At 66.9% G+C, this 23,234-nt stretch carries 22 protein-coding genes; 10 read left to right on the top strand and 12 right to left on the bottom strand.

The window, feature by feature from the left end; all coding sequences use genetic code 11:
* The first annotated feature begins 21 nt into the window (after positions 1-21).
* A complete protein-coding gene (locus ACZ1I2_RS12195) occupies positions 22-1,719 on the top strand; it encodes an ArnT family glycosyltransferase (RefSeq protein WP_465177056.1) in 1,698 nt (565 codons plus the stop codon).
* An 80-nt stretch (positions 1,720-1,799) separates the two neighbouring features.
* Here ACZ1I2_RS12195 and ACZ1I2_RS12190 read toward each other — a convergent pair whose 3' ends face one another.
* The 4 genes from ACZ1I2_RS12190 to ACZ1I2_RS12175 are packed head-to-tail and all read right to left on the bottom strand — an operon-like array spanning position 1,800 to position 5,588.
* Entirely contained in the window at positions 1,800-2,354 is a 555-nt protein-coding gene (locus ACZ1I2_RS12190; protein ID WP_465177057.1) for a cysteine hydrolase family protein, read from the bottom strand.
* Between the two features lie 23 nt (positions 2,355-2,377).
* Positions 2,378-3,004, bottom strand: a complete 627-nt coding sequence (gene leuD, locus ACZ1I2_RS12185; RefSeq protein WP_465177058.1) for a 3-isopropylmalate dehydratase small subunit — start codon at positions 3,002-3,004, stop codon at positions 2,378-2,380.
* Positions 3,001-4,404 (bottom strand): 3-isopropylmalate dehydratase large subunit, encoded by a 1,404-nt coding sequence (locus ACZ1I2_RS12180; protein ID WP_465177059.1) that lies wholly within the window; start codon positions 4,402-4,404, stop codon positions 3,001-3,003. Before ACZ1I2_RS12180 ends, leuD begins: the two co-directional genes overlap by 4 nt.
* 2 nt (positions 4,405-4,406) lie before the next feature.
* On the bottom strand, positions 4,407-5,588 hold the full coding sequence (locus ACZ1I2_RS12175) for a CaiB/BaiF CoA transferase family protein (protein WP_465177060.1): 1,182 nt from the start codon (positions 5,586-5,588) through the stop codon (positions 4,407-4,409).
* A gap of 106 nt (positions 5,589-5,694) precedes the next feature.
* Between ACZ1I2_RS12175 and ACZ1I2_RS12170 the strand changes: the two genes are divergently transcribed.
* From ACZ1I2_RS12170 to ACZ1I2_RS12155, 4 genes are read left to right on the top strand one after another with little or no spacing between them, the layout of a single operon-like run.
* On the top strand, positions 5,695-6,651 hold the full coding sequence (locus ACZ1I2_RS12170) for a hydroxymethylglutaryl-CoA lyase (RefSeq protein WP_465173953.1): 957 nt from the start codon (positions 5,695-5,697) through the stop codon (positions 6,649-6,651).
* On the top strand, positions 6,648-7,331 hold the full coding sequence (locus tag ACZ1I2_RS12165) for an isochorismatase family protein (RefSeq protein ID WP_465169438.1): 684 nt from the start codon (positions 6,648-6,650) through the stop codon (positions 7,329-7,331). Before ACZ1I2_RS12170 ends, ACZ1I2_RS12165 begins: the two co-directional genes overlap by 4 nt.
* On the top strand, positions 7,331-8,257 hold the full coding sequence (locus ACZ1I2_RS12160; RefSeq protein WP_465169439.1) for a polysaccharide deacetylase family protein: 927 nt from the start codon (positions 7,331-7,333) through the stop codon (positions 8,255-8,257). Before ACZ1I2_RS12165 ends, ACZ1I2_RS12160 begins: the two co-directional genes overlap by 1 nt.
* Positions 8,257-9,180, top strand: coding sequence for a polysaccharide deacetylase family protein (locus tag ACZ1I2_RS12155; RefSeq protein WP_465177061.1), 924 nt, complete (start codon positions 8,257-8,259; stop codon positions 9,178-9,180). Before ACZ1I2_RS12160 ends, ACZ1I2_RS12155 begins: the two co-directional genes overlap by 1 nt.
* Before the next feature lie 10 nt (positions 9,181-9,190).
* Here ACZ1I2_RS12155 and ACZ1I2_RS12150 read toward each other — a convergent pair whose 3' ends face one another.
* The 7 genes from ACZ1I2_RS12150 to ACZ1I2_RS12120 are packed head-to-tail and all read right to left on the bottom strand — an operon-like array spanning position 9,191 to position 16,212.
* The gene (locus tag ACZ1I2_RS12150) at positions 9,191-10,048 is read right to left on the bottom strand and encodes an alpha/beta fold hydrolase (RefSeq protein WP_465177062.1); all 858 of its coding nucleotides are present in this window, start codon (positions 10,046-10,048) and stop codon (positions 9,191-9,193) included.
* Complete coding sequence (locus ACZ1I2_RS12145) at positions 10,045-10,521, bottom strand: nuclear transport factor 2 family protein (RefSeq protein ID WP_465177063.1); 477 nt, start codon at positions 10,519-10,521, stop codon at positions 10,045-10,047. The genes ACZ1I2_RS12150 and ACZ1I2_RS12145 overlap by 4 nt, the downstream gene beginning before the upstream one ends.
* Complete coding sequence (locus ACZ1I2_RS12140; protein ID WP_465177064.1) at positions 10,518-11,429, bottom strand: hypothetical protein; 912 nt, start codon at positions 11,427-11,429, stop codon at positions 10,518-10,520. The genes ACZ1I2_RS12145 and ACZ1I2_RS12140 overlap by 4 nt, the downstream gene beginning before the upstream one ends.
* On the bottom strand, positions 11,426-12,793 hold the full coding sequence (locus ACZ1I2_RS12135) for an MFS transporter (protein WP_465177065.1): 1,368 nt from the start codon (positions 12,791-12,793) through the stop codon (positions 11,426-11,428). Before ACZ1I2_RS12135 ends, ACZ1I2_RS12140 begins: the two co-directional genes overlap by 4 nt.
* Positions 12,790-14,256, bottom strand: coding sequence for an aldehyde dehydrogenase (locus ACZ1I2_RS12130; RefSeq protein ID WP_465177066.1), 1,467 nt, complete (start codon positions 14,254-14,256; stop codon positions 12,790-12,792). The genes ACZ1I2_RS12135 and ACZ1I2_RS12130 overlap by 4 nt, the downstream gene beginning before the upstream one ends.
* A 1-nt stretch (position 14,257) precedes the next feature.
* The gene (locus ACZ1I2_RS12125) at positions 14,258-15,031 is read right to left on the bottom strand and encodes a maleate cis-trans isomerase family protein (RefSeq protein WP_465177067.1); all 774 of its coding nucleotides are present in this window, start codon (positions 15,029-15,031) and stop codon (positions 14,258-14,260) included.
* Entirely contained in the window at positions 15,028-16,212 is a 1,185-nt protein-coding gene (locus ACZ1I2_RS12120; protein WP_465181646.1) for an FAD-dependent oxidoreductase, read from the bottom strand. The genes ACZ1I2_RS12125 and ACZ1I2_RS12120 overlap by 4 nt, the downstream gene beginning before the upstream one ends.
* Positions 16,213-16,413: 201 nt before the next feature.
* On the opposite strand from ACZ1I2_RS12120, the gene ACZ1I2_RS12115 reads away from it, so the two are divergent.
* From ACZ1I2_RS12115 to ACZ1I2_RS12105, 3 genes are read left to right on the top strand one after another with little or no spacing between them, the layout of a single operon-like run.
* The gene (locus ACZ1I2_RS12115) at positions 16,414-17,598 is read left to right on the top strand and encodes a class I SAM-dependent methyltransferase (RefSeq protein ID WP_465177069.1); all 1,185 of its coding nucleotides are present in this window, start codon (positions 16,414-16,416) and stop codon (positions 17,596-17,598) included.
* 39 nt (positions 17,599-17,637) lie between these two features.
* Positions 17,638-18,963: an MFS transporter gene (locus tag ACZ1I2_RS12110; protein WP_465177070.1), complete on the top strand. Its 1,326-nt coding sequence runs from the start codon at positions 17,638-17,640 to the stop codon at positions 18,961-18,963.
* Positions 18,964-19,004: 41 nt separating this feature from the next.
* A complete protein-coding gene (locus tag ACZ1I2_RS12105) occupies positions 19,005-19,778 on the top strand; it encodes an IclR family transcriptional regulator (protein ID WP_465169450.1) in 774 nt (257 codons plus the stop codon).
* Between the two features lie 57 nt (positions 19,779-19,835).
* Here ACZ1I2_RS12105 and ACZ1I2_RS12100 read toward each other — a convergent pair whose 3' ends face one another.
* Positions 19,836-20,786, bottom strand: coding sequence for an alpha/beta fold hydrolase (locus ACZ1I2_RS12100; protein ID WP_465177071.1), 951 nt, complete (start codon positions 20,784-20,786; stop codon positions 19,836-19,838).
* A 214-nt stretch (positions 20,787-21,000) separates the two neighbouring features.
* Here ACZ1I2_RS12100 and ACZ1I2_RS12095 point away from each other — a divergent pair, with 214 nt between their 5' ends.
* Together ACZ1I2_RS12095 and ACZ1I2_RS12090 are read left to right on the top strand one after the other, a co-directional pair.
* Positions 21,001-22,413 carry an FAD-dependent oxidoreductase gene (locus ACZ1I2_RS12095; RefSeq protein WP_465177072.1) on the top strand — a complete coding sequence of 471 codons (1,413 nt, stop codon included), beginning with the start codon at positions 21,001-21,003 and terminating at the stop codon, positions 22,411-22,413.
* Entirely contained in the window at positions 22,413-23,228 is an 816-nt protein-coding gene (locus tag ACZ1I2_RS12090) for an alpha/beta fold hydrolase (protein ID WP_465177073.1), read from the top strand. Before ACZ1I2_RS12095 ends, ACZ1I2_RS12090 begins: the two co-directional genes overlap by 1 nt.
* Positions 23,229-23,234: the final 6 nt, after the last annotated feature.

Raw genomic sequence — 23,234 nt, 5'->3', positions numbered from 1 at the left:
CCACGTCATGTCTTCACCAGCATGACGAAACCGATCGCCCCGGCCCGTAACGGGCGACCCCATGGATGGGCCGAAAAGGGCGCCTTGGTGCTGATTCTCGCGGTGGCGGCTACGCTCAGGATTCACGGCGTGGACTTCGGCCTGCCCTCGCTCAACGACCCGGACGAGCCGCTGTTCATGATGACCGCGCTCGAGATGCTGCGGAACCACAGCCTCAATCCGGGCTGGTTCGGCCATCCCGGCACGACCACGCTTTATTGCCTCGCGCTGGTCAGCCTAGCGGTCGGCGGCATCGGCATCGCCACGGGCCGCTTTGCCGATGGCCCGGCGCTGATGGCGGCGGCCTATGCCGATCCCGGCATCCTGTTCCTGCCCGGGCGACTGTTCATCGTCGCGTGCGGCATTGCCTGTGTGGGGCTGCTCTGGTCGCTCGGCAGGAAGCTGGGCGGGCCGCGCCTCGGCCTGATCGCTGCCGCCTTCCTCGCCGTGAATGCCGTCCATATCCAGTATTCGCAGATCATCCGCACCGACGTGCACGCCACCATCTTCATGCTGTTGTGCACGCAATCGGCCGTGGCGATCGCCCGCAAGGGCCGCCCGCGCGACTATGTGCTGGCGGGCGTCTGGGCCGGCCTTGCCTGCGCGACCAAATGGCCCGCGGTGATCATCATCCTCAATCCGCTCTGCGCCGGCCTCTATCGCGCTATGTCCGATCGCCGCGATTTGCACCGCCTGGCGCTGCTGCCCGCGGCCGCGCTCGCCGCCCTGTTGATCGCCTCGCCCTATCTGGTGCTCGATCACGCAACGATGCTGCACAACCTTGCCGGAGAAGCACGTACGGCCCATCCGGGCGCCACGGGCGGCGGCTTCCTCGCCAATCTCGTCTGGTATGTCTGGCACCCGCTGCGGAGCTCCTTCGGCCCGGTGGGGCTAGCGCTGGTCGGGGCCGGCACCCTGGGCGCGCTGTCCCGCCCCCGGATCGCCGCGGCGGTCCTGCCGGGGGGCCTCGCCTTCATGATCGTGATCGGCGGACAGGCCCTGTTATGGGAGCGCTGGATCGTGCCGATGCTGCCGTTCGCCGCGCTCGCCGCCGCGGCCGCGCTCTGCTGGCTGGCCGACTGGGCGCGGGCCCGGCTGAATCGCCCCTTGCCCTTTCTCGACGCTGCAGCGGCGCTGCTGCTGCTGATCCCGATGCTGCAAGCCGCGCGGGTGGGCGCGGTCGAGCGCGCGCAGGACACGCGCCAGGTCGCCAGCGCCTGGATCCGCGCCAACGTCCCGCGCGGCAGCACGATCGTGACGGAACCTGCCGCCTTCGATCTGCTGCAGGGGCCATGGCGCTTCCTCTTCCCGCTCGGTTCGCTCGGCTGTGTCGATGCCCGCGCCATCCTCGCGGGGCAAATCCGCTATTCGAAGGTCGAGACCGTGCGATCGGGGCGCGCCGTGGTCGATCTGGCGCATGTGGATGCGGCACAGATCCCGACCTGCCATGCCGATATCGCAATCCTGTCCCATTATGACGGCTATCGGGCCGATCCAGCGCTTTTCCAGGATGAACTGAGTCGCTACGCGCTGTTGCTTCGGGGAGGCAGGCAATTGGCCGTTTTCCGCCCGCAACCCGGCTCGCGCACTGGGCCGGTCGTGCGGATCATGCGCCTGGCCCGCACGCAAACCACGTTCAGGCACCCGAATTCACCGAGACGGGCTGGACCCACACGGTAGCGATTGATCGCGACTCCCGCGATCTCGACCGGATCAGCGATCCGGCGATCCATCGCGGCGGGTCGACCATGTCGTCCGGTTCATCCCAGGCCAGCCGTCCATTCGGCGCCCGAAACCACCCTGGCCTGCCGCGGGAATATCTTCCGCACCAGCACGTCGTGCACTTCGGCGTCCGGATCGAAACAGCCGTCGGACAGCACGGTCATGCGATAGGTCATGTCGAACGCCTGGCGCAGCGTCGAGAGCACCACGCCACCCGTCGATACGCCGGCCAGCACCAGATCGCGGATGTCGTGCGCGCGCAGCACCAGTTCCAGGCCGCTGCCGGCAAAGGCGCTGAAGCGGCGCTTGTCGATCACCGGCTCGCCTTCCTGCGGCACGAATTCCTCCAGCAGCCGCGACGATGCGCCGCTGAACCGGCCCGCCGCCTTCGCCCCGGAAAAGACCGGAGTCTCCTCGCCGATTTCCGGATAGCCGTCGCGGAAGCCCACCTTGACGAAGATCACTCTCACACCGCTGGCCCGCGCCGCCGCCAACGCGTCGAGCGCGACCTGCACCGTGCCGGCCGCGCGCGAATGCTCGGCGATGTCGGCCTGGAAATCCATCAGTAGCAAGGCGGTACGGGCGTTCGACATGGGGAAACTCCTGTTGGGCCGGGTCAGCCGAGATAGGCCCAGGGCCTGAGCGCCCGGTCGGTCGCCTGGAACGCTGCGATGTCGGCGCCGCGTTCGAGCGTCAGGTCGATCGCATCGATGCCGAACAACAGCATCCGCCGCGCCTCGTCGTCGATCCGGAAGGTCCAGTCGCGATCCGCCACCGTCACGCGCAGAGCCTCCAGATCGATCGTGACCTGTTCGCCGCCAGCGCTCGCCTCGACTATATCAGCGATCACGCGCACCGCCTCCTCGGTCAGTTCGACCGGCACGATGCCGTTGCGTACGCAATTGCCGCGAAAGATCGGGTTGAAGCTCGTCGCGATCACTGCGCGGAAACCATATTCGGCCAACGCCCAGGCGGCATGTTCGCGGCTCGATCCGCAACCGAAATTCGCACCGCCAATCAGAATCCGCGCGTTCGCAAATTCAGGCCGGTTGAGCACGAAACCGGGCTCGGGTTCGCGCCCGCCGATCGCCGTATAGCGCCACCCGGCGAACAGTCCGTCCGCCAGCCCTTTCTTCGATACCGATTTCATCTCGCGCGACGGGATGATCGCGTCGGTATCGATATTGTCGCGCACCAGCGGCAGCGCGACGGCGGCGAGCGAGCGAAACGGGGCCGCGCTCATGCCGCCAGCACCCGCGGGTCGGCGATATGCCCGGCGATCGCCGAGGCCGCCACCGTCTCCGGCGAAGCGAGGTGCGATCGGGTCTCCGGCCCCTGCCGGCTTTCGAAATTGCGGTTGGTCGACGTGATTACACGCTGCCTGAAACCGAAGCTCTCGCCCCCGGCGAAGAAACACATGGAGCACCCTGCCTCGCGCCATTCGAACCCGGCGTCGCGGAACACCCGGTCCAGCCCCTCGGCTTCGGCCGCGGCTTTGACGGCGGTCGAGCCCGGCACGCAGATCGCCTTCACGCCTGCGGCCACCTTGCGCCCGCGCAAGATGTCCGCCGCGCGCCGCAGGTCGGAGATACGGGCATTGGTGCACGATCCGATGAACGCGGCATCGATTGGCAGCGTCTCCAGCCGGTCGCCGGGCTTAAGCCCCATATAGCTGAGCGCGCGATCATGCGCCGCCTGGGTGCCGCACGCCAGCGCATCGAAGGCCGGCACCGGCTCGCCCAGCGCCAGCGCCTGTTGCGGGCTGGTGCCCCAGGACACCATCGGCGGCACATCGGCCGCGTCGATGACATGATCTGCGTCGAACACCGCGTCCTCGTCGGAGTTCAGCGTGCGCCAGAATGCCACCGCTCCGTCCCACGCCGCGGCGTCGGGCGCATAGCTGCGCCCCCGCAGATAGGCGAACACCACTTCGTCCGGCGCGATGATGGCGGAAAAGGCAGCGAGCTCGGTCGCCATGTTGCACAGGGTCAGCCGCCCCTCGACGTCGAGCGCGCGAACGGCCTCACCGGCATATTCGAGATGATGCCCGCTCGCCCCGGCCGATCCGAACCGCGAGACGATGTGCAGCGCGAGGTCCTTCGCCGTCACGCCCGTGCCGAGCCGCCCGCGGACGGTGATCCGCATCGTCTTCGGCTTGCGCACCCGCAGCGTCGCAGTCGCCAGCGCATGTTCGGCCTCGGTCGATCCGATGCCCCAGGCCAGCGCGCCAAGCGCCCCTTGCGTGCAGGTATGGCTGTCCGGACAGACCAGCGACAGGCCCGGCAGCACGATGCCCTGCTCGGGCGAGATCACATGCACGATGCCCTGCCGCGGGTCGCCGATGTCGAACAGGGTCAGCCCGGCGTCCAGCGCGGCCTTGCGCGTGGCAGTGATGAACTGCGTGCCGGTCGGCATGATCGTGCGATCGCCCCGCCCCGGCAGCGTATCGACGATATGGTCCATCGTCACGAATACCTGGGCCGGCACGGCTACCGCTCGGCCCGCCTCGGCAAGGCTCTCCAGCGCGACGCTGCCGGTGCGTTCGTGCAGCAATATCCGGTCGATCAGGAGCAGGTCGGTCCCCTCCCCCAGATCGGCGATGGTGTGCGGGTCCCATAATTTGTCGAACAGCGTACGGCCCATGGTCAGGCGACTCCGCCGTTCGCCCGCAACTCGGCGATCGCCGGCGCCCCATAGCCAAGCTCGGCCAGCACGGCATCGCTGTCGGCACCGATCCGGGGAATGTCGCGCTGAAGCTCAAGCCGCGCGCCGTCCAGCTCGACCGGCAGGCCCGGCAGCTTGGTCGTGCGGCCATCGGGCAGAGTCAGCTCGATCAGCCCGCCCGCATTCAGATGCGCATCGTCGAACAGATCCTCGGGCCGCGCGATCGGGGCGAACGGCAGGCCGATCGCTTCCACTTTCGCGATCAGCTCGGCGCGCGGCATCGCGCCGAACAAGGCGCGAATCTGCGGCACTATCTCGTCGCGCGCCAGCACGCGCTGGTTGTTTTTGGCGAAGCGCGGATCGGCCCCCAGCGCGTCCAGTCCAAACGCGGCGCAGAACGCCACCCATTGCGCGTCGCTCACCACGCCGACGAACAATTGCTCGTCCGGCACGGCGGTATCGAACACGTCGTAGATCGCCCAGGCCGAGATGCGCACCGGCATCGGCCGCGCCGCCTGCCCGGTCACCGCCGCCTGTGCCATATGCTGGCCGACCAGGAAGGCAGTGGTCTCGTACAGCGAGCAGCGCACCTCACCCCCCTCCCCGGTGTGGTGGCGACGTTCCAGCGCGGAAAGGATGCCGATCGCGCCGAACATGCCGCCGGTGATGTCGATTACCGAGGAACCCGCGCGAAGCGGCCGGCCGGGAGGCCCGGTCATATAGGCGAGCCCGCCCATCATCTGAGTCACTTCGTCGAGCGCCGTGCGGTTCTCATAGGGGCCGGCAAGGAATCCCTTGGCCGAGCAATAGATCAGCCCGGGATTTTCCGCCTTCAGCGATTCGTAGGACAGGCCCAGCCGCGCAAGCGTGCCGGGGCGGAAATTCTCGATCAGGATGTCGGCGTCGACGGCCAGCTGGCGCGCCACCTTCAGCCCGGCTTCGCTCTTCAGGTCGAGGCAGATGCTGCGCTTGTTGCGGTTGAACATCGGAAAATAGCCCGCGCCGGAACCCAGCAGCTCGCGCGTCTGGTCGCCGCCGATCGGCTCGACCTTGACGACCTCGGCACCAAGGTCCGCCAGGATCACGCCGACCGCCGGCCCCATCACCATATGGGTGAATTCGACGACTTTCAGGCCGGCCAGCGGTAAGGCGCTCTGCTTCATTCGTATCTCGATATTGCTGTAAGCACGCCTTGAATGGCGCGTTTCATTTGATATAGACGTAAGACAAATAACGCAACGGGCAACGAAAGGTCCTCCAGTGAACGTCATGGACGGCATCGACATTCTGGTCAGCGAGGTGGGCCCGCGCGACGGGTTGCAGAGCATCTCGCCGATCATGCCGACCGAGACAAAGAAGGCGTGGATCAGCGCTGAAGCAGCAGCCGGCGTGCGCGAGATCGAGGTCGGCAGCTTCGTGCCGGCCAGCGTCCTGCCCCAGCTCGCCGACACCGCAGAGATCGTCGCCCACGCGCTTACCATCCCGGGCCTGACCGTCGCGGTGCTGGTTCCCAACGTGCGCGGCGCGCAGGCCGCGATCGAGGCCGGCGCGCACAAGATCACCCTGCCGCTGTCGGTATCCGAAACGCATTCGTTGGCCAATCTGCGCCGCACGCACGAACAGGTGCTGGCCGGTGCCAGGGAAATCGCCGCGATGATCGCTGCCTTGCCGGCGGGGCGCCGTCCGCATTTCGAAGGGAGCCTGTCGACCGCGTTCGGCTGCACGCTCGAAGGCCCGATTCCGGATGCGCAGATCGCCCGCCTCGCCGAGGGGCTGATGGCGGCTGGCTGCGACGAGGTCGGCATTTCCGACACCACTGGCTATGCCGATCCCGCGGCGGTGAAGCGGCTGATCGCGCTGGTGCGGAATGCCGTCGGCGGTGATGCCGTCACCGGCATTCACCTGCACAACACGCGCGGCCTCGGCCTTGCCAACGCGCTCGCTGCGCTCGAATGCGGCCTCACCACGCTCGATTCGTCGCTCGGTGGCCTGGGCGGTTGTCCCTTTGCGCCGGGCGCATCCGGCAATATCGTCACCGAGGATCTCGTCTTCATGCTCGAGGCGATGGGCCTGCGCACCGGCATCGATATCGATCGGCTGACCGCGGTGCGCGAGATTCTGGCGCACGCCCTGCCGGGCGAGCCGCTTTATGGTTTTATCCCCGATGCGGGCGTGCCGCTCGGGTTCAAGACGGCCGCTGCGCGCCGGATCGAGGAGGTTGCATGAATATCGTCGGCACGAAGATGGTCAGCGACGGCAAGACCGCGCGACAGCTGTTCGACGAGGTGATGGCCAACCCGGCGCGCGCCAAGTTCGGCTTCGGCGACAAGCTCGCGATCGTGAACGTCGATTTCCAGAACGCCTATACCCGCATCGACGAATTCAAGACTGCCTATGAAACCGATCCGCGCCAGATCGAATACGTCAACACCCTCTCCCGCCTGGCACGCGCCAAGGGCATGCCGGTGGTGTGGACTCACGTCGCCTATGCCGAGGACGCGTCCGATGCCGGTGTGTGGGGAACGCGCACCAACACCCCGGATTCGCTGCAGAACATCAAATATGACTCGCGCCGCCACGCGTTTGACGATCGCTGCGAGATCGATCATGCAAAGGACGCGATCTACACCAAGCGCATGCCCTCGCCCTTCTTCGAAACGCCGCTGCAGAGCCTGCTCGTGTGGCACAAGGTGGATACGGTGGTGATCACCGGCGGCTCGACCTCGGGCTGCGTCCGCGCGGCCGCGGTCGACTCGCTTTCGCGCGGCTATCGCACGATTGTCCCGATCGAGACCTGCGCCGACAAGCATGAGAGCTATCACTTCGCCAACCTCACTGATCTTCAGCTGAAATATGCCGATGTCGAGCCGGTCCAGACCGTGATCGACTGGCTGGAGGCGCGTTGATGCGGGAAGGTGATGCCGACCCCGGCCTGTACGATTTCCGCCCTTACCGCGATCGTGCGAAGATCGCCTGGCCCGACGGCAAGACAGTCGCCGTCTGGGTCTCCCCGAACATCGAATTCTACGAACTGGATCCGCCGGCCAACCCGCATCGCAAGAGCTGGGCGAAGCCGCATCCGGACGTGGTCGGCTACAGCCACCGCGATTACGGCAACCGCGTCGGCCACCAGCGGCTGGTCGACGTCATGGAACGCCACGGTTTCAGGGGCTCCGTCTCGCTGTCGGTCGCGATGTGCCAGCATCACCCGGAGATTATCGCCCAGGTCAACGCGCTTGGCTGGGAATTCTTCAGCCACGGCGTCTACAACACGCGCTACAGCTACGGCATGGACGAGGCGCAGGAGCGCGCGCTGATCGAGGATTCGATCGGCACGGTCCGCGAGGCGACCGGCCAGACGATCAAGGGATGGCTCGCCCCAGCCCTTACGCACACGCCGCGCACGCTCGATCTGATCGCCGAATATGGCCTGACCTATACTTGCGATCTGTATCATGACGATCAGCCGGGGCCGGTGCATGTCGCCGCGGGCCGGCTGGTGTCGATGCCGTACAGCCTCGAAGTGAACGATCATTACGGCTTCTCGGTCTACAACATGTCCCCCCGGGAATATGCCGAAACGCTGATCCGCCAATTTGATCGCCTCGCGACGGAAGGCGCGCAGTCCGGCACGGTGATGTGCATCCCGCTGCACGCCTATCTGATCGGCCAGCCGCACCGCATCGGCGCGTTCGAGGAGGTGCTGCGCCACATCGCCGCCGACGGGCGCGCCTGGATCACCCGCAGCGGCGACATCGCCGATCATTTCCTGGCCCATGATTACGATGCCGCCATGGCTGACGCGGCGCGCTACACGACGAAAGGCCGGTAATGGCGCTCGATCCCGCGTATCTCGAATATTCCCGGCGCCGCCACGGCATGGACCATGATTCCTATCCGTGGTCGAGCATCACGGAACGACCGCCGCTCGCCTGGCCCGGCGGCAAGGGCGTCGCGGTATGGATGCTGGTCAATCTCGAATGGTTTCCGATCACCCCGGCCGACAAGCCGTTCCGCGCGCCGGGGCACATGCAGACCTCCTATCCCGATTATCGCCATTATACGGCGCGCGAATATGGCACGCGCGTCGGCTTCTATCGCCTGCTCGATGCTTTCGCGAAGGTCGGCGCGCCCGTCTCGGTCGCGGTCAACGCGGCCATTGCCGATCGCTATCCCTCGATCATCGCCGATATCGTCGCCGCGGGGCATGAGATCGTCGCGCATTCGACTGACATGAACGGCACCATCGCCAGCGGCATGGGTTCGGATGCGGAGCAAGAATTGATCCTGAAGTCGATCGATTCGCTTGAAAAGGTTTCAGGCAAGCGCCCGCGCGGCTGGCATTCGATCGCCCGCTCGCAAAGCTTCGCCACACCCGGCCTGCTGGTCGAGGCAGGCCTCGACTATATGTGCGATTGGGTGAACGACGAGCTCCCCTATCGCTTCGCCACACCCCAGGGCGACATCGTCAACCTGCCGCTCAACCACGAGCTGTCGGATCGACAGATCCTGGTCAACCAGCAGCATTCAGTCGATTCCTATGTCGAGCAGATGACCGACGCCTATGACCTGCTCGAAGCCGAAAGCGCGACCTTTGGCGGGCGCATGCTGCCGCTCAACCTCACGCCGTACATCATGGGCCTGCCTTACCGGATCGACGCGTTCGAACGCCTGCTCGCCGATCTCGCGGCCCGCCCGGCCACCTGGTTCGCGCGCGGCGATGAGATCGTCGATGCGGCGAAGGGCGTGATCTAGGGCTGGATCGTCACCCCGGACGTACGCCCGGTCCACCGGGCCGCAAAAACCGCAAGATGGACGCGGCCTTGGCCGCGGCCGAGCGCCCGACATCCTCGATCCGGCCGTTCGGCAACAACGCGGCGAGCCCTTCGCTCGCCGCGCGCAACTCGGGCAATTCGCCTTCCGCGCGCCACACCAGCGTTTCGGCCCGCACCAGCGGCAGGCGCTCCGTCGCGGCATAGCGGAACGCGGCGCGGTATGCCTTGTGATAGGAGGTCAGCCCCTTCAGCACATCGAGCGTCGCGGCGTGCAGGTCCGCCGCGGACGGCATCGCGCGGGTCATCAGCCGGTGCTCGGGATCGCGCAGGAAGTGCGGGAAATGCACGACCTGATCGCGGATATAGTTGAAGGCCCAGGCGAACTGCCCGCCATAATCGTCCGGTGCCATCGCCGGGGCGTAATGCTTCAGGAACAGGTCGCGCGTCTCGGGCGGATAATCGGTCAGACCGTCCAGGATCAGCCGCCCGATGCGATCCGGATGGCGGACCGCCGTCTCGATCGCGATCCGCGCGCCCGTATGCGTGCCGTACAGGTCGCACCGTTCGACCCCCATCCTGTCGAGCAGGCCGGCCAGCATATCGGCATACCAGTCCATCGCCGGATCGGCCGGGGCGAAGCCATCCGAATCGCCGTTGCCCGGCGTGTCCGGCGCGATCAGCGGCGGGCAATGTTTCGCCGTGCCCAGCGCGCCGAGCAGCGGCACCAGCGCCCGCGACGATCCGGGCGAGGCATGGACCAGCACCAGCGGCCGCCCCTCGCCCTCCACGCGCCGCAGATGCACCAGCCCCTGCGGCAGGCGCACGAACGCGCGGTCGATCTGCGTCACGCCCTGGCGGCGATGCGTTCGTGCAGCGCCGGATCGACCATCGCCTCGGCGGCGTGCCGGAGCTGGATCAGCGCAGCGAGCGGGGCCTCGACATAGTGGAACAGCTTCCACACGCCCTCGCGCCGCCGCAGCATCGCGCTCACCCGTACCGCGCCGCCGAACGGCCGGGGGTAGAGCCGGTTGCCCGGGATGAAGACGTTCCAGCGCATATGATAAAAGGCGATGGCGATATCGTCTGCCGCCTGCCGCACGGTCAGCCGGTCGTGAGTCAGCAGCCGGTCGGATTTGCTGCGGTCGATCGCCCAATAGGCATGCATGGCCGGCCATCCGATCATCGGCTCCGCCTCTTCGGCGACATAGATCGGACTCTCCTCCGCGTCATCCCACATCGCGCGCATCGCCGGCACGTCATAGGCGTTCCACAGCCGCACATAATCAGCGACGAAGGCAGAGATTTCCTGGTCGATAGTCATGCCGATTCCTTCGAAAGATCGCTGGCCGCGAGTTCGATGAGCTCCCCCGCCGCGCCGGACCAGAGCGACAGGCCCTCCCCCGGTGGGGCGGAAAGCGGCAGCGCGGCCAAAATGTCCGGATCATAGCCGTCGGCATCCGCCCGAACGTCGAGCGTCACGATCGCCATGCCCGGCGGCAGATCGCCTGGCCGGGTCGGCCGCGGACCCATCGCATCGGCATAGCCATCGAGTTCGATGACCGTGCCCCAGTCGATCTCGACCAGCCCGAGATCGGTCTTGTGGTCGGCCGGCAGGCCGTTCGCCTCGTTGATGATGCCGATCGGCGTCGGCTTGGGCGGGCGGACGTGATTGTCGAACCGCGCGGCATAAGCGGCGTTCATCGCCTCAATGTCAGGCCCGCCGGCAACGACCGAGAAGACTCGCCCGACGAACGACTTTGCCGGTCCGAGGTTCATCCCGCAGCCCGGTGGCGCATGGGTGAGATACACGCATTCTCCGGCCGGCCCGATCACCTGCATCGCACTGATCTTCGGATAATTGGTCAACGGCCGCGGCCCGCCGATGCGGCGGAAGGGCGATCCCTCGATCCGTTCGGCCAGCGCGTTCACGTCCTCGACGATGATCTCGGTCGCATTCCAGCCATGCGTGGTGAGGGCCCGCCATGGCTCGACATGGGGCGTCTCGATGAAACGCAGCGGCACGCGTTCGCCACTTACCGGCTCGAGCGAAACATAGGGCCGCCCCGCTGCCTCGGGTGCGTTCCAGAATGCCGCCCGCCCGGCCGACACGACGCCGCGATCGGCGACGCAATATTCGAGCACGTCGCAATAGGCACGTTCCATCGCGACGATGTCCGGCACTGAATACGTCACGGCGCGGATTCCGCCCAGGCGGCGTCGATCGGTCATGCGCGGGATTCCCTTGCGGCGGAAAGGGCGATCAGCCCCTCGACCTCGATGACGCCGCGGCGATAGCCACCGAAGCCAAACAGGACGATCAGGATCGCCGGAATACCGATCACCGCAGCCTCGATCGCGATGGCGTAACGCAGGGCGGCCGGATCGCCGAACCAGTCGACCATCAAGCCGACCGGCAGCGGGCCGAGGATCAGGCTGACGAGACTGAGGATCATGAAATAGAGCGCGGTGACGGTCGATCGCACGTCGCTCGACGTCAACATGGTGAGCGATGCCGGTCCGCACGTGCCGCACAGGCATTGGCCGAACATGAAGAAGGCGAAGCCGACCGCTGCCCATTCGCCGCTCGGCGCCAGCGGATAGAGGATCGTCGCCGGCACGACGATGCAGATGCCCAGCAGGAAGGCGCGCAGGGTGCCGTCCTTCTTGCCCGCCTTCAGCCCGCGGCTCGCCAGCCAGCCGGCAAAGACATAGCCGACCGCGCCGACCACCAGGTAGATCAACCCTGCCGTCACGCCGAAGCGCCGAACGTCCCAGCCCCAGGTCCGCTCGAACAGGGCGACGTTCCACAGGCTCAGCGTGCCGAGCGTCAGCGACCCGGCATTGCCGAGCACCAGCGGCCCGAATGCCCGCCAGCGCGTGGCCATGAAGCCGATTGCCGACAGTAGGGGTACATGCTTGTGTGCGTCAGCGCCGATCGCGCCGCCGATGCGTTCAGTCCGCTGCGGCTCCCGGATCAGCAGGATCAGGGCGGCGAGAAGCAGGCCCGGCGGACCGGCGACGAGGAACACCAGCTGCCAATGCTCGACCGCGCCGGCCAGCGGCATCACCACCGGCGGCAGGCTCGAGACATAGGCGACCAGCGGGCCGCCGCCGAGGAACGCCATGGCTGATCCGAAAGTCGTGCCAGCCATCATCATCGCGATCGCGCGCGGGCGGCGGCTGCGGTCGAAATAATCGCTGATCAGGGACAGCGCGCACGGCGTCAGCGCCGCCTCGCCCAGCCCGACGCCGAGCCTGGAAACGAGCAGCAGGCCGAAACTATGGGCGAACCCAGCCATCACCGTCATCACGCACCAGATCGCGATTGCGCCGGCCAGCAGCTTGCGGCGGCTGTAGCGGTCGGCAAGGTACCCGGCCGGCAGCGCCATGGTGCAATAGAAGACCGCGAATGCCGGGCCGAGCATCAGCCCGACCTGGAAGTCGGTGAGGTCGAGGCTGGCCTTGATCGGCTTGATCAACAGGCTCGGCAGGAAGCGGTCGAGATGCGACAGCGCCTGCGCGAAGAACAGCAGCAGCACCGCCGCCCATGGTTGCCACAGGAACCGGGTCGGTGCGGCCGCCGTGGCGGTCAAGCGCCAAGCTTCCTGAGCGTGATCGGCCGGCGCGGGATCGTGACCGCTTTCTGCCGCGTGTAGAAATCCTCGCACGCCCGTCCGCCGTCGGCGCCGATGCCCGATTCCTTCCAGCCGCCGAACGGCGCGCGCAGCTCGCGCATCATCGGCGTGTTGCACCACACGATGCCCGCCTGGATGCGCTCCTGCGCTTCCATGATCCGCATCAGGCTCTGCGACCAGACATAGGAGACCAGCCCGAAGCGGCTGGCATTGGCGAGCGCGTACGCCTCCTCGTCGGTATCGAACACCAGGATCGCGCCGAACGGACCGAAAATCTCTTCCTGGCAGACGCGCGAATCATTGGAGTCCGCGCGCACCAGGGTCGGCTCGACATAGCAGCCGCGCTCGAATGCCGGCGGGCGCTTGCCGCCGGTGAGCAGCGCGACACCCGCTTCGCCCGGCTGCGGCACAAAGCTCAGCACATGCGCCATGTGCCGGGCCGAGACGAGCGGCCCGATCTCCGTCGCCGGATCGCGCGGATCGCCGACCCGGATGCGCTTCGCCCGTTCGACGAGCGCTTCGATGAAGCGATCGGCGATCCCGCGCTGGACCAGGATACGCGATCCGGCCAGGCATTGCTGGCCATTGTTGGTGAAGATGCCGAGCAGCGCCCCGTCCACCGCCTGATCGAAATCGGCGTCATCGAACACGATATTCGCCGATTTGCCGCCCAGCTCGACCGTGGCCGGTTTGAGCAATTCGCCGACCGTGCGCATGATCACGCGGCCGGTGGGCGTGCCGCCGGTGAAGGTCACGACATCGACGTCCGGGTTGCGGATCAGCCGGTCGCCCGTGGTCGCGCCGCGACCGTTGACGAGGTTGACCACGCCTTCGGGAATGCCCGCCGCGCCCAGGATCTCGACCAGCCGGCTGATCCCGAGCGGCGCCTGTTCGGACGGTTTCAGCACGCAGGAATTGCCGAAGGCGATGCACGACGCGATCTTCATCGATCCCAGCGCCAGCGGGGAGTTCCACGGGCTGATCAGCGCCGCAACGCCGATCGGCTCGCGCCGCACGAAGGTCAGATAGTCCGGGTTCTGCTCGAACAGCTCGCCCGCGCTCTGACCGATATAATCGGCGAAGAAGCGGAAATTGTCCGCTGCGCGCGGGATCGATCGGCCCTTGATCTGGGCCAGCGGCAGGCCAGTATTGGCGCATTCGAGATCGCCCAGCTCGGCCGTCGCGGCATCGATCAGGTCAGCGCAGGTGCGCAGCACTGCCTGTCTTTTCTCGACTGGCATGGTCCGCCAAGTCCCTTGGTCGAAGCTGCGCCGCGCCGCGGCCACGGCACGGTCGATCGTCGCGTCGTCGGCCTCGGGCAATTCGACGATCAGCGCGTCGGTGGCCGGATCGATCACCGGGATCGGTGCCGCGCCGGTGCTGACGGTCTCGCCGTCGATCCATGCGGTTATCATGGTCATCTCATTGTCCTTTCGGGTCGATCGCCGCCGCGCAGCGGGCATGCCAGGCGCGGGAAGCGGCAGGGTCGAGCAGGTCGCCGGCACCCACCGCCGCGCAGAGCGCCGCGGCGAGGCAGAGGTTGGAAGACAGGATCGGTACGCCCGCCGTCGCGCTGGCGATCAGCGGCAGCGAGGGCATGCCGGTGCCGCTCAGCAGCACGGCGTCCGCTGCGCCAGGATCGATCCGGGCCAGTGCCGCCGCGGCGGCATCGCTACCCAGCGCGTAGATGCCGCGCGTATCCGCGTCCGGTGCGAGATCACCCGCTGCGGCGACCGCGACGAGTTCATACCCCAGCCCGGACCAGTAGCGCGTCGCCGCCTCGGCCAGCGCCACCGGATAGGGCGAGATGAGCGCGATGCGCCGCGCGCCGATCCGCTGCAGCGCGCGATGGATCGCCTCGGCCGCGGTGATGATCGGATAGCCGAAACGGTCCTCGCAGGCGGCGGTCGTCGCGCGCACGTCCTCCGGTGAAATCAGATAGGACGATGCCGTGCAGGCGAAGCCGAACACGTCCGGGCGGAACGTGTCGAACGCCGCAAGATCCTCGGCCAGGTCGAGCAGATAGGCGCGCAACCGGTCGGCCGGTGCGCTCGCCCCGCTGGTCAGCCGCGTGACGGTCAGGCTGACCGCCGGCGGCAGCAGGATGGCGAATTCGGTCTCGACCGTCGGATTGGCCTGCGGCGTGCCGATGCCGATGCGGCCCGCGCGGCCGTAATCATAGCCGCCCGCGGTCATGCGATCTCGGCCGCGCGCCGAAGCCCCGCGATCATCGAGCTGCGCAGCAGATGCGCGCGCGCATGTTCCGGGTCGGCCGCGACGACCTGCAGCGCGCTCAGCATCTCGCGGCGCTTGTCGCCGTCGCGTTCCTGCATCCGTGCGCGGTTGCGGTCGGCCTGCGCCAGTACCTCCTGCTCGGCGATCGGGCGGCGACGGCGCGTATAGCGGTCGAGCAACGCCTCCCCTGCCCCGTTCCATACCTGCCGCAAGGTCTCGGCCAGCTCGAACGCGTCGTGCACGCCGCCGTTCATGCCCATGCCACCGGCGGGCGAATTGACGTGCGCTGCGTCCCCGGCGAGCAGGATGCGGCCGGCGCGGTAATCGTCGGCGATGCGCATGTGCACGCGGTAGGCGCGCGTCTCGATCACGTCGTGCGGCGTATCGCTCGGCGCGATCTCCTGCAGCTTGCGCGCGATGCTGGCCGGCGTCAGCCCGTCCTCGATGCTCTCGTCATGATCGGGATAGAGGCTGCAGCGCCACAGCTGCCTGAGCCGCAGCAGCGAGAAGGTGCCGCCCGCCTTCCACACATAATTGACGTTCGACAGGCCCGGCAGATGATCCTGGAACGGAAAGGTCGTCGTCGCGAGGATCGTCGTCTCGGGATAGGTCTTGCCCTCGAAGCCGATCCCGGCCGCCTGCCGCACCACGCTGCGCGATCCGTCGGCGCCGATCACATAGCGGGCGGTGAACGCGACGGGATCGCCGCCCGCCACCGGGCGCGCCGTCACCGTCACCCCGTCCGCATCCTGCACCACGCGCTCGACTCGCTGGCCGAGCAGCAACCGCACCTTGCCCTCCGCCCCCAGCCGCTCGAGCAGCAGCGCGCACAGCCGCGACTGTTCGCATTGCAGGCGAAACGGATGCCGCGTGTCCCCGGCCAGCACCGAAAGGTCGAATTCGGCGCGCTCGCCCGTCTCGTGAAGGCGGATCTGCCAGGTCGGGCTGCGCAGGCCCTGCGCCACCAGCGGCGCGGCGAGCCCGAGCGTATCGAGCATGTCGAGCGTCGGCGGATGGAAGGTCGAGGCGCGCAGGTCGGTCGCCAGCACCGGCTCCTCGGCGATCAGCGTGCAGGGGATGCCGTGCTGCCCGAGCAGATAAGCGGCGGTGAGCCCCACCGGCCCTGCCCCGACAACGATCACGCCCGTTTCCATGCCCGTCGCCGACCCCGTTGACCCGTGGATGATTTGTATTACTTCTAATAGGAATTGGGCGGGCGCAAGCGGTTTCTGAGCGGGTACGAATAAGCATTGGATAATCGCCGCAGGCGCATTGCTACGGCTGAAAGAGCATGTTAGCGTGCATTCAGAACAGTGTTCTAAATGTTGGAATGGAGGGTCGAGATGACCGATACGCTGGTTTCCAATTCCGCCGTCGCCAACATCGAAACGGTGACAAAGCCGACGCATGACGAGATCGCCCGCCAGCGATTCTGCAGCACGCTGCGCCGTCACGCGATCCAGGATTTCGCGACCGCGCTCGAAAGCGATTACCGCGAGCGCATCGCCCCCAAGGCGCCCGCCCCGGCCGACTGGCGCGACATCGACCGCGCGATGCGCAACGAGCCGTCCTACCGCTTCTACAGCACGCTGCGCTACAACGCGCAGGAGATGTGTTTCCAGTCAGTCCAGCCGGAAGTGGAGCGCGCCCTGCCCGAGCTGATCGCCGTCGCGCGCGACGCGGCGGAGCGCAACCCGGCGGGCGGATCGCTGCGCCTGACGCCCGGGTTCGAGGTGCCGGCCTATGTCACCAATCTGGACGTGCACCTGACGCCGGGCTGCTTTCACAGCGAATGGACCGACGACGATGTCGCGCAGGGCGCGGTGGTCAGCCTCGGCGCGCGCGTCTTCACCGCGCAGCAGAGCCACCGCAGCTGGGGCGGCGTCGCCCGGGTCATCAGCCGCTGGATCAAGACCGAATTCCCCGATTTCACGCCCACGCGGATGCTCGATCTCGGCACCACCTCGGGCAAGAACCTGATGCCCTATGTCCAGGCCTTTCCCGACGTGGAGGCGCACGGCATCGATGTCGGCGCGCCCCTGCTGCGCTACGGCCATGCCGCGGCCGAGCATGACGGGCTGCCCGTCCATTTCAGCCAGCAGAATGCCGAGCAGACCAATTTCCCCGACGGGCATTTCGATCTGATCGTCTCCAGCTTCTTCTTCCACGAAATCCCGGTCTGGGCGTCGAAGAAGGTGATGGCGGAATGCCATCGCCTGCTGAAACCCGGCGGCCTGATGATCCACCAGGAACTGCCCGCCCATGATCTGGTCGATGCGTGGGAGAATTATTTCTGGAACTGGGATACCCGCAACAACAACGAGCCGGCCTATACCGCCTGGCGCAACCAGGATCCCATCGCGCTGATGGCCGGCGCCGGCTTCGATCCGCAGGCGAGCTTCGCGCACATCCTGCCGGACATCGCGGCCTATCCCGATCGCGGCACTGCCTTTGCCTGGGACGAGCCCGGCCGGCCGCGGCACGGCAAGGGCGGCTGGTATGTCTTCGGCAGCCGCAAGCCCGGCTGATCTTCACTCATCGCACACGACAACAAGGGGGCGCCGCGCGTGACACTTGAGAAGAACGGCCCGGCGTACCGCTGGTATGTCGTGATATTGCTGCTCGGCGTCTTCATCCTTTCCTATTTCGACCGGTTCATCCTCAGCCTGCTCATCGAGCCGCTGAAAGCGTCGATGAAGCTCAGCGATTTCGAGGTCGGGCTGCTGCTCGGACCGGCTTTCTCCACTTTCCACGTGCTCGTCGCGATTCCGCTTGGCTGGTATGCCGATCGCTCGAACCGCAAATATCTGCTTCTCGCCGGCATTGTGATCTGGTGTTCGATGACGGTCGGCAGCGGCCTGGTCGCGACCTTCCTGCCGCTGTTCCTGATGCGCCTGGGCCTCGGCCTCGGCGAGGCGGTGGTCAGCCCCTGCTCGGTCTCGATCATCAGCGATTATTTCAATCGGCGGGAGCGGCCGCGCGCGATCAGCGTCTACATGGCCGGGCCCTATCTCGGCGCAGGCCTCGCTTTCCTGCTCGGAGGCCTGATCGTCAGTCACCTGCAGACGCTTGGCCATGTCGACTGGCCGATCTTCGGCCGGCTCGCGCCGTGGCAGGCGACCTTCGTGCTGGTCGGCATTCCGGGCTTCATCTTCGCCGGTCTGATGATGACGGTCAGGGAGCCGGTGCGCCAGGAAACCACGACCGAGCGGCCCCCCGCCAGCGCCGCCTTCAAATATATGGGCCTGCGCTGGCGCGGCTTCGGCGCGCTGATCGTCGGCTCGACCTGCAATTTCGCCCTGAGCGCCCTGACCTTGTGGAACGTGCCGCTCTTCTCGCGCCTGTGGGGCTGGGGCATCGCGGAGACCGGCCTCGTCACCGGGCTGTTCTATTTCACCGCCGGCCCGATCGGCACCGCCGTCGCAGTCTGGGCGCAGCGGCATTTCGCGATCGGCCGGGTCGATGGTTCGATGCGCGTGCTGATCCTCGGCCTGCTGATCTGCGTGCCGTGCAGCGCGCTCTATCCGATCATGCCGAGCGCCCCGATCGCGGTGATATTCATGTTCGTCGCCTTTATCGGCAAGTCGGTGGCGACCGCCGGCGGCCCCGCCTCAATGGCGCAGATCACCCCGGGCGAAGTCCGCACACAATCGATGGCGATCTTCAACACCTTCATCTCGCTGATCGGGCCGTTGCTCGGCCCGCCGATCATCGGCTTTGCTACCGATATGACCGGTGATCCGAAGATGATCGGTGTCGTGCTCGGTTGCTATGTTCTCGTGCTCGGCATTCCATCGATCCTGCTCTGCATCGCCGGGCTGAAATATTACCGTGCCGCCGTGAGCGAGCTTGAGTTGGCACTGGCGAATTCCCCCGCCCATGCGCATAATTGAACAACGCCCCTGCCGGGCCAGATAGACGAGCGGAGACGGAATTGGACAAGACGATCGTCAAGGGCATGCAAGTGCTCGAAGCGCTGGTCGCCGCACCCGAACCGATGGGCGTGTCCGAACTGGCGCGCCAGGTCGGGCTCACCAAAAGCAACGTGCACCGCTATCTGCAGACCTTCATCGCGCTGGGCTATGCGGCCTCTGCCGACAGCCGCTACACAGCGACGCTGAAGGTCTGGCAGCAGGGTGCGAAAGTGATCGAACGGCTGGATCTGCGCCGCTCGATCCGCCCGATCATGGATCAGCTCGCCCGCGCCACGCTGGAAACGGTCCATCTCGCCATCTCGGACGGCGCCGACGTGATCTATATCGACAAGTCGGAAGGCGTGCATTCAGTCCGCGCCTTTTCGGAGATCGGGGAGCGCGCGCCGACTCACTGTTCGGCGACCGGCAAGGTCTTCCTCGCCTTTCATCCGACCGCGCTGCGCGAAACGCTCGAGCGCCCCTTGCGCGCCTACACGCCGCGCACGATCGTCGATCCCGACGCGCTGACCGCTGCGGTCGATGCCGTGCGCGAGGGGGGCATCGCGATGAACCGCGGCGAATGGGAAACCGCGGTCGGCGGCATCGCCGCGCCGGTCTGGGGCCCGGACAACCAGATCATCGCTGCAATGGGCCTGGCCCTGCCGCTGTCGCGCCTCAGCGAAGAGAATAGCGCGACCCTGGTGACTCAGGTCCGGGCCGCTGCCGCCGAGGCGTCGCGCGCGCTCGGGGCTTCGGTCCCGCGGATTGCCGGGCAGGCCCGTCTGGTCGCCTGAATCCCCGGTGCCGTCGACCGGATCCGGGCGCGGCCCGGATCCGGCCTGACGCTCAGCTCATTTCAGGCCCTTCACGAACCCGGCGACGATGTCGGACCAGCGGGCCGGCTCGACGATCAGCATATGGGCCGATCCGTCCGAGAATTTCTCGTATCGGAAATTGGACTTCATCGCCCCGGTCCGCTGGTCGATCGCATTCAGCGCGTCGGCACCGTCCGACAGCACCAGCAACGGCACCGTGATCCTGTTCAGGTCGCTCGCCATGTCGTTGTCATAGACCGCGGCATGCGCCACGTCGGAGGCGCCGGCGAGGAAGATGCTCAGGGTCGACCAGTTGATCGTCGCCAGGTTGCGCGGATAGGCGCCCTGCGCCTTGAACAGCTTGGCGTAATAGGCACTGAGATGACTGCCGTCGGGCTTCAGCTGCAGGTCGGGAGGCGGCAGCGCCTTGCGTTGCGCGCGCTCGGCGTCGTTATAATTGGGCGCGCCGTGCAGCACCACGCCGGTCACCCGCTGCGGAAAGCGCGCGGCGAAGGCAGCGGCGATCGAGGCGCCGGTATGATGGCCGGCAACCATCACCTTGCGGATCTTCAGATAGTCCAGCACCGGCGCGACATTGTCGGCATATTGCTGGATCGTCGGCATCCCGTCCGGCGCATCGGACATGCCGTAACCCGGCGTGTCGATCGCAAGCGACCGGATGCCCCGCGCCGCGAGGCAGGGCTGGATGTCGGCGAATTCGACCAGCGACCAGGGCGTCTGGTGGAGCAGCAGGACGACCGGGCCGTTCTTCGGCCCCATCAGGCGGTAATGTACCTGTCCCATCGGCGTCGGCGCATAGCCCTTGCCGCCCTTCAGCACGCCCAGCCCGTCCCAGCTGGCATCCTGCATCGATGGCGGCACGCAGGCGGCGGCCCGCGCGGTCGGCGGCGGTGCCGCGGGTTCGTTGGCGGCAAGCGCGCTTGCGCCCGAAAGTACGCCGAGCAGGATCAGGCTGCGTATCACCACCGAAATCTCCTTGTATCACTATATAGAACACCGTTCCATAATGAAGACTGACGCCGCGAAGCGGGCGAGTCAATGCTGACGGACCGGCGCACGATACGGCGCGTAACTTTGTTTCGGGCGGTCCGCGAATTGGCGCTTGACCATGCCTCATTGCCCGGCATAGCATCATTATAGAACGATGTTCCATTATTCAGAACAAGTGGAAAGACGCCTAATGTGGGACCTGATTGTGGTGGGCGGCGGCTCTGCGGGATTGCCGGCGACCATCTTCGCGGCTGAAAACGGCGCGCGGGTCCTGCTGGTCGACGCCGCTGAAAAGCTCGGCGGCACGCTCTGGGTCGCGACCGGCCAGATGAGCGCCGCGGGCACGCAGCTGCAGGCAGCGAACGGCATTGCCGATACGCCCGACGCGCATTTCGAGGATGTGATCCGGATTAGCCGCGGCACGATCGATCCCGGCCTTGCCCGGCTCGCGATCGACAATGCCGCCGATACGTTCGACTGGCTGATGAGCCGTGGCTTCGAGCCGCTGCCCGATCACCCGGTCACCGGTTTCGGCCATGAGCCGTATCGGGAGAAGCGCTATTATTGGGGACCTGAGGGGGGCATCAGCGTGAAGAACGTGCTGGTGCCGATCGTCGAGGGGCTGGCCGAAAGCGGCGCGGTGACGCTGAAGCTCGGCCATGAAGTCACGGCGCTGCGCACCGACGCCGACGGCCGCGTTACCGGCGTCACGGCGCGCGACGCCGATGGCCAGGCCCATGATTTCGATGCCGCCAACGTCGTCCTCGCCTCGGGCGGCTACACGGCCGATCCGGCGCTGTTCGCCGAACTCAACGGCTATCCGCTGTACAATGCTGCACCCTATCCCTTTTCGCGCGGCGCGGGATTGAAGCTCGGCCAGTCGGTCGGCGGCTATTTGCGCGGGCACGACAAGGTGTTCAACAATTTCGGCACGCTCTACAACAGCGCGACCTTTCCGGCGCGCGCGATCGGCACGGTCGAGCATTTCCCCGAACGGCGCGAGCCCTGGGAAATCTACGTCAACGCGGCTGGCCAGCGCTTCGTCCGCGAGGACATCCGCAGCGTCGACGCCCGCGAGATGGCGCTGAGCTACCAGCCGGACCGGCGCTACTGGATCATATTCGACCAGCATATTCTGGATAGCGCGCCGCCGATCGTCGTCGGCTGGACCCGCGAGGATCTGGCCGCGAAATTCGCCGAAAACGGTCCCTCCTTCGCCTCGGCCGACAGCATCGCGGGGCTGGCCGAGGCTGCCGGGATCGACGCAGACGGCCTCGCCGCCACCGTTGCCGGCTTCAACTACGGCGTGCAGACCGGCAATGATTTCCTCGGTCGCGCGCGCGCCCCTGCCCCCATCGCCCAAGGTCCGTTCTACGCGATCCGCATGCAGGGCGGCGCGATCACCGGCGCGATCGGCCTTGCCGTGAATGATGATCTCCAGGTCATCCGCCAGGATGGCGCGCCGGTCGGCAATCTCTACGCCGCCGGCGAATTGCTCGGATCCGGCCAGACGATGGGCAAGGCGGCGTGCGGCGGCATGATGGTCACCCCGGCGCTCACCTTCGGCCGCCTGCTCGGCCAGCGCCTTTCGGGAGCCAGGTGATGCTGCCTTCGGTAAACCTCATCCCCGGCGAGCGCCGGCTGTACGTCGATGGCCCGGACGGACAGGTTCATTGCCGGATTCTCGGCACCGGCACGCCGATCATGCTGATTCACCAGGCTCCCTGGGGTTCCATTCAATATCGCAAGGCGATGCCGGTGCTGGCGGCGGCTGGTTATCAGGTCATCGTTCCCGACATGCCAGGCCACGGCATGTCCGATCCGCCGCGCACCGAGGCAAGCATCGAGGGCTATGCCGCAGCCGCAGCCGCGGTGATCGACTCGCTCGGGCTCGACCGGGTCGCGATCGCCGGCCACCATGGCGGTTGCCTGGTCGCCGCGCGGGTCGCCGCGACCCGGCCCGACAGGATTGCCGCGCTCATCACGGACAACATGCCTTATTACACTGCGGAACAGCGCGCCGAGCGCGCTTCCGGCCTGCACGATGCGCAGGAGATCAAGGCGGACGGCAGTCACTTCACCGATCGCTGGGCCACCGTGCGGCGCATCGCCGATCCGGCGTGGAGCGACGAGACGGTGCATGTCGGCATCGTCGCCTATTTCGCGAACGGCCCGTGGAAGGAGGACGGTCACCGCGCTGCGCCGGCCTATGATCTCGAAGCCGATCTCGATGCAATTACCTGCCCGACGCTCGTCATCGCCAGCCGCACCGACCGGCTGTTCCCGATGGGCCGGCAGCTCGTCGAGCGTCGTCCCGGCTGGGCTTATGCCGAGCTGCCGGGCGGCGCCGGCATGGTGTTCGAACGCGCCGCCGAATGGGCCGCACCGATCCTGGATTTCCTGCAACGCAAAGGCTGAACAACC

It is taken from the genome of Sphingomonas sp. BL-S-29 (assembly GCF_055521495.1).
Note: the sequence above shows the minus strand (reverse complement) of the source record. Positions and strands in the feature narration are given on the sequence as shown.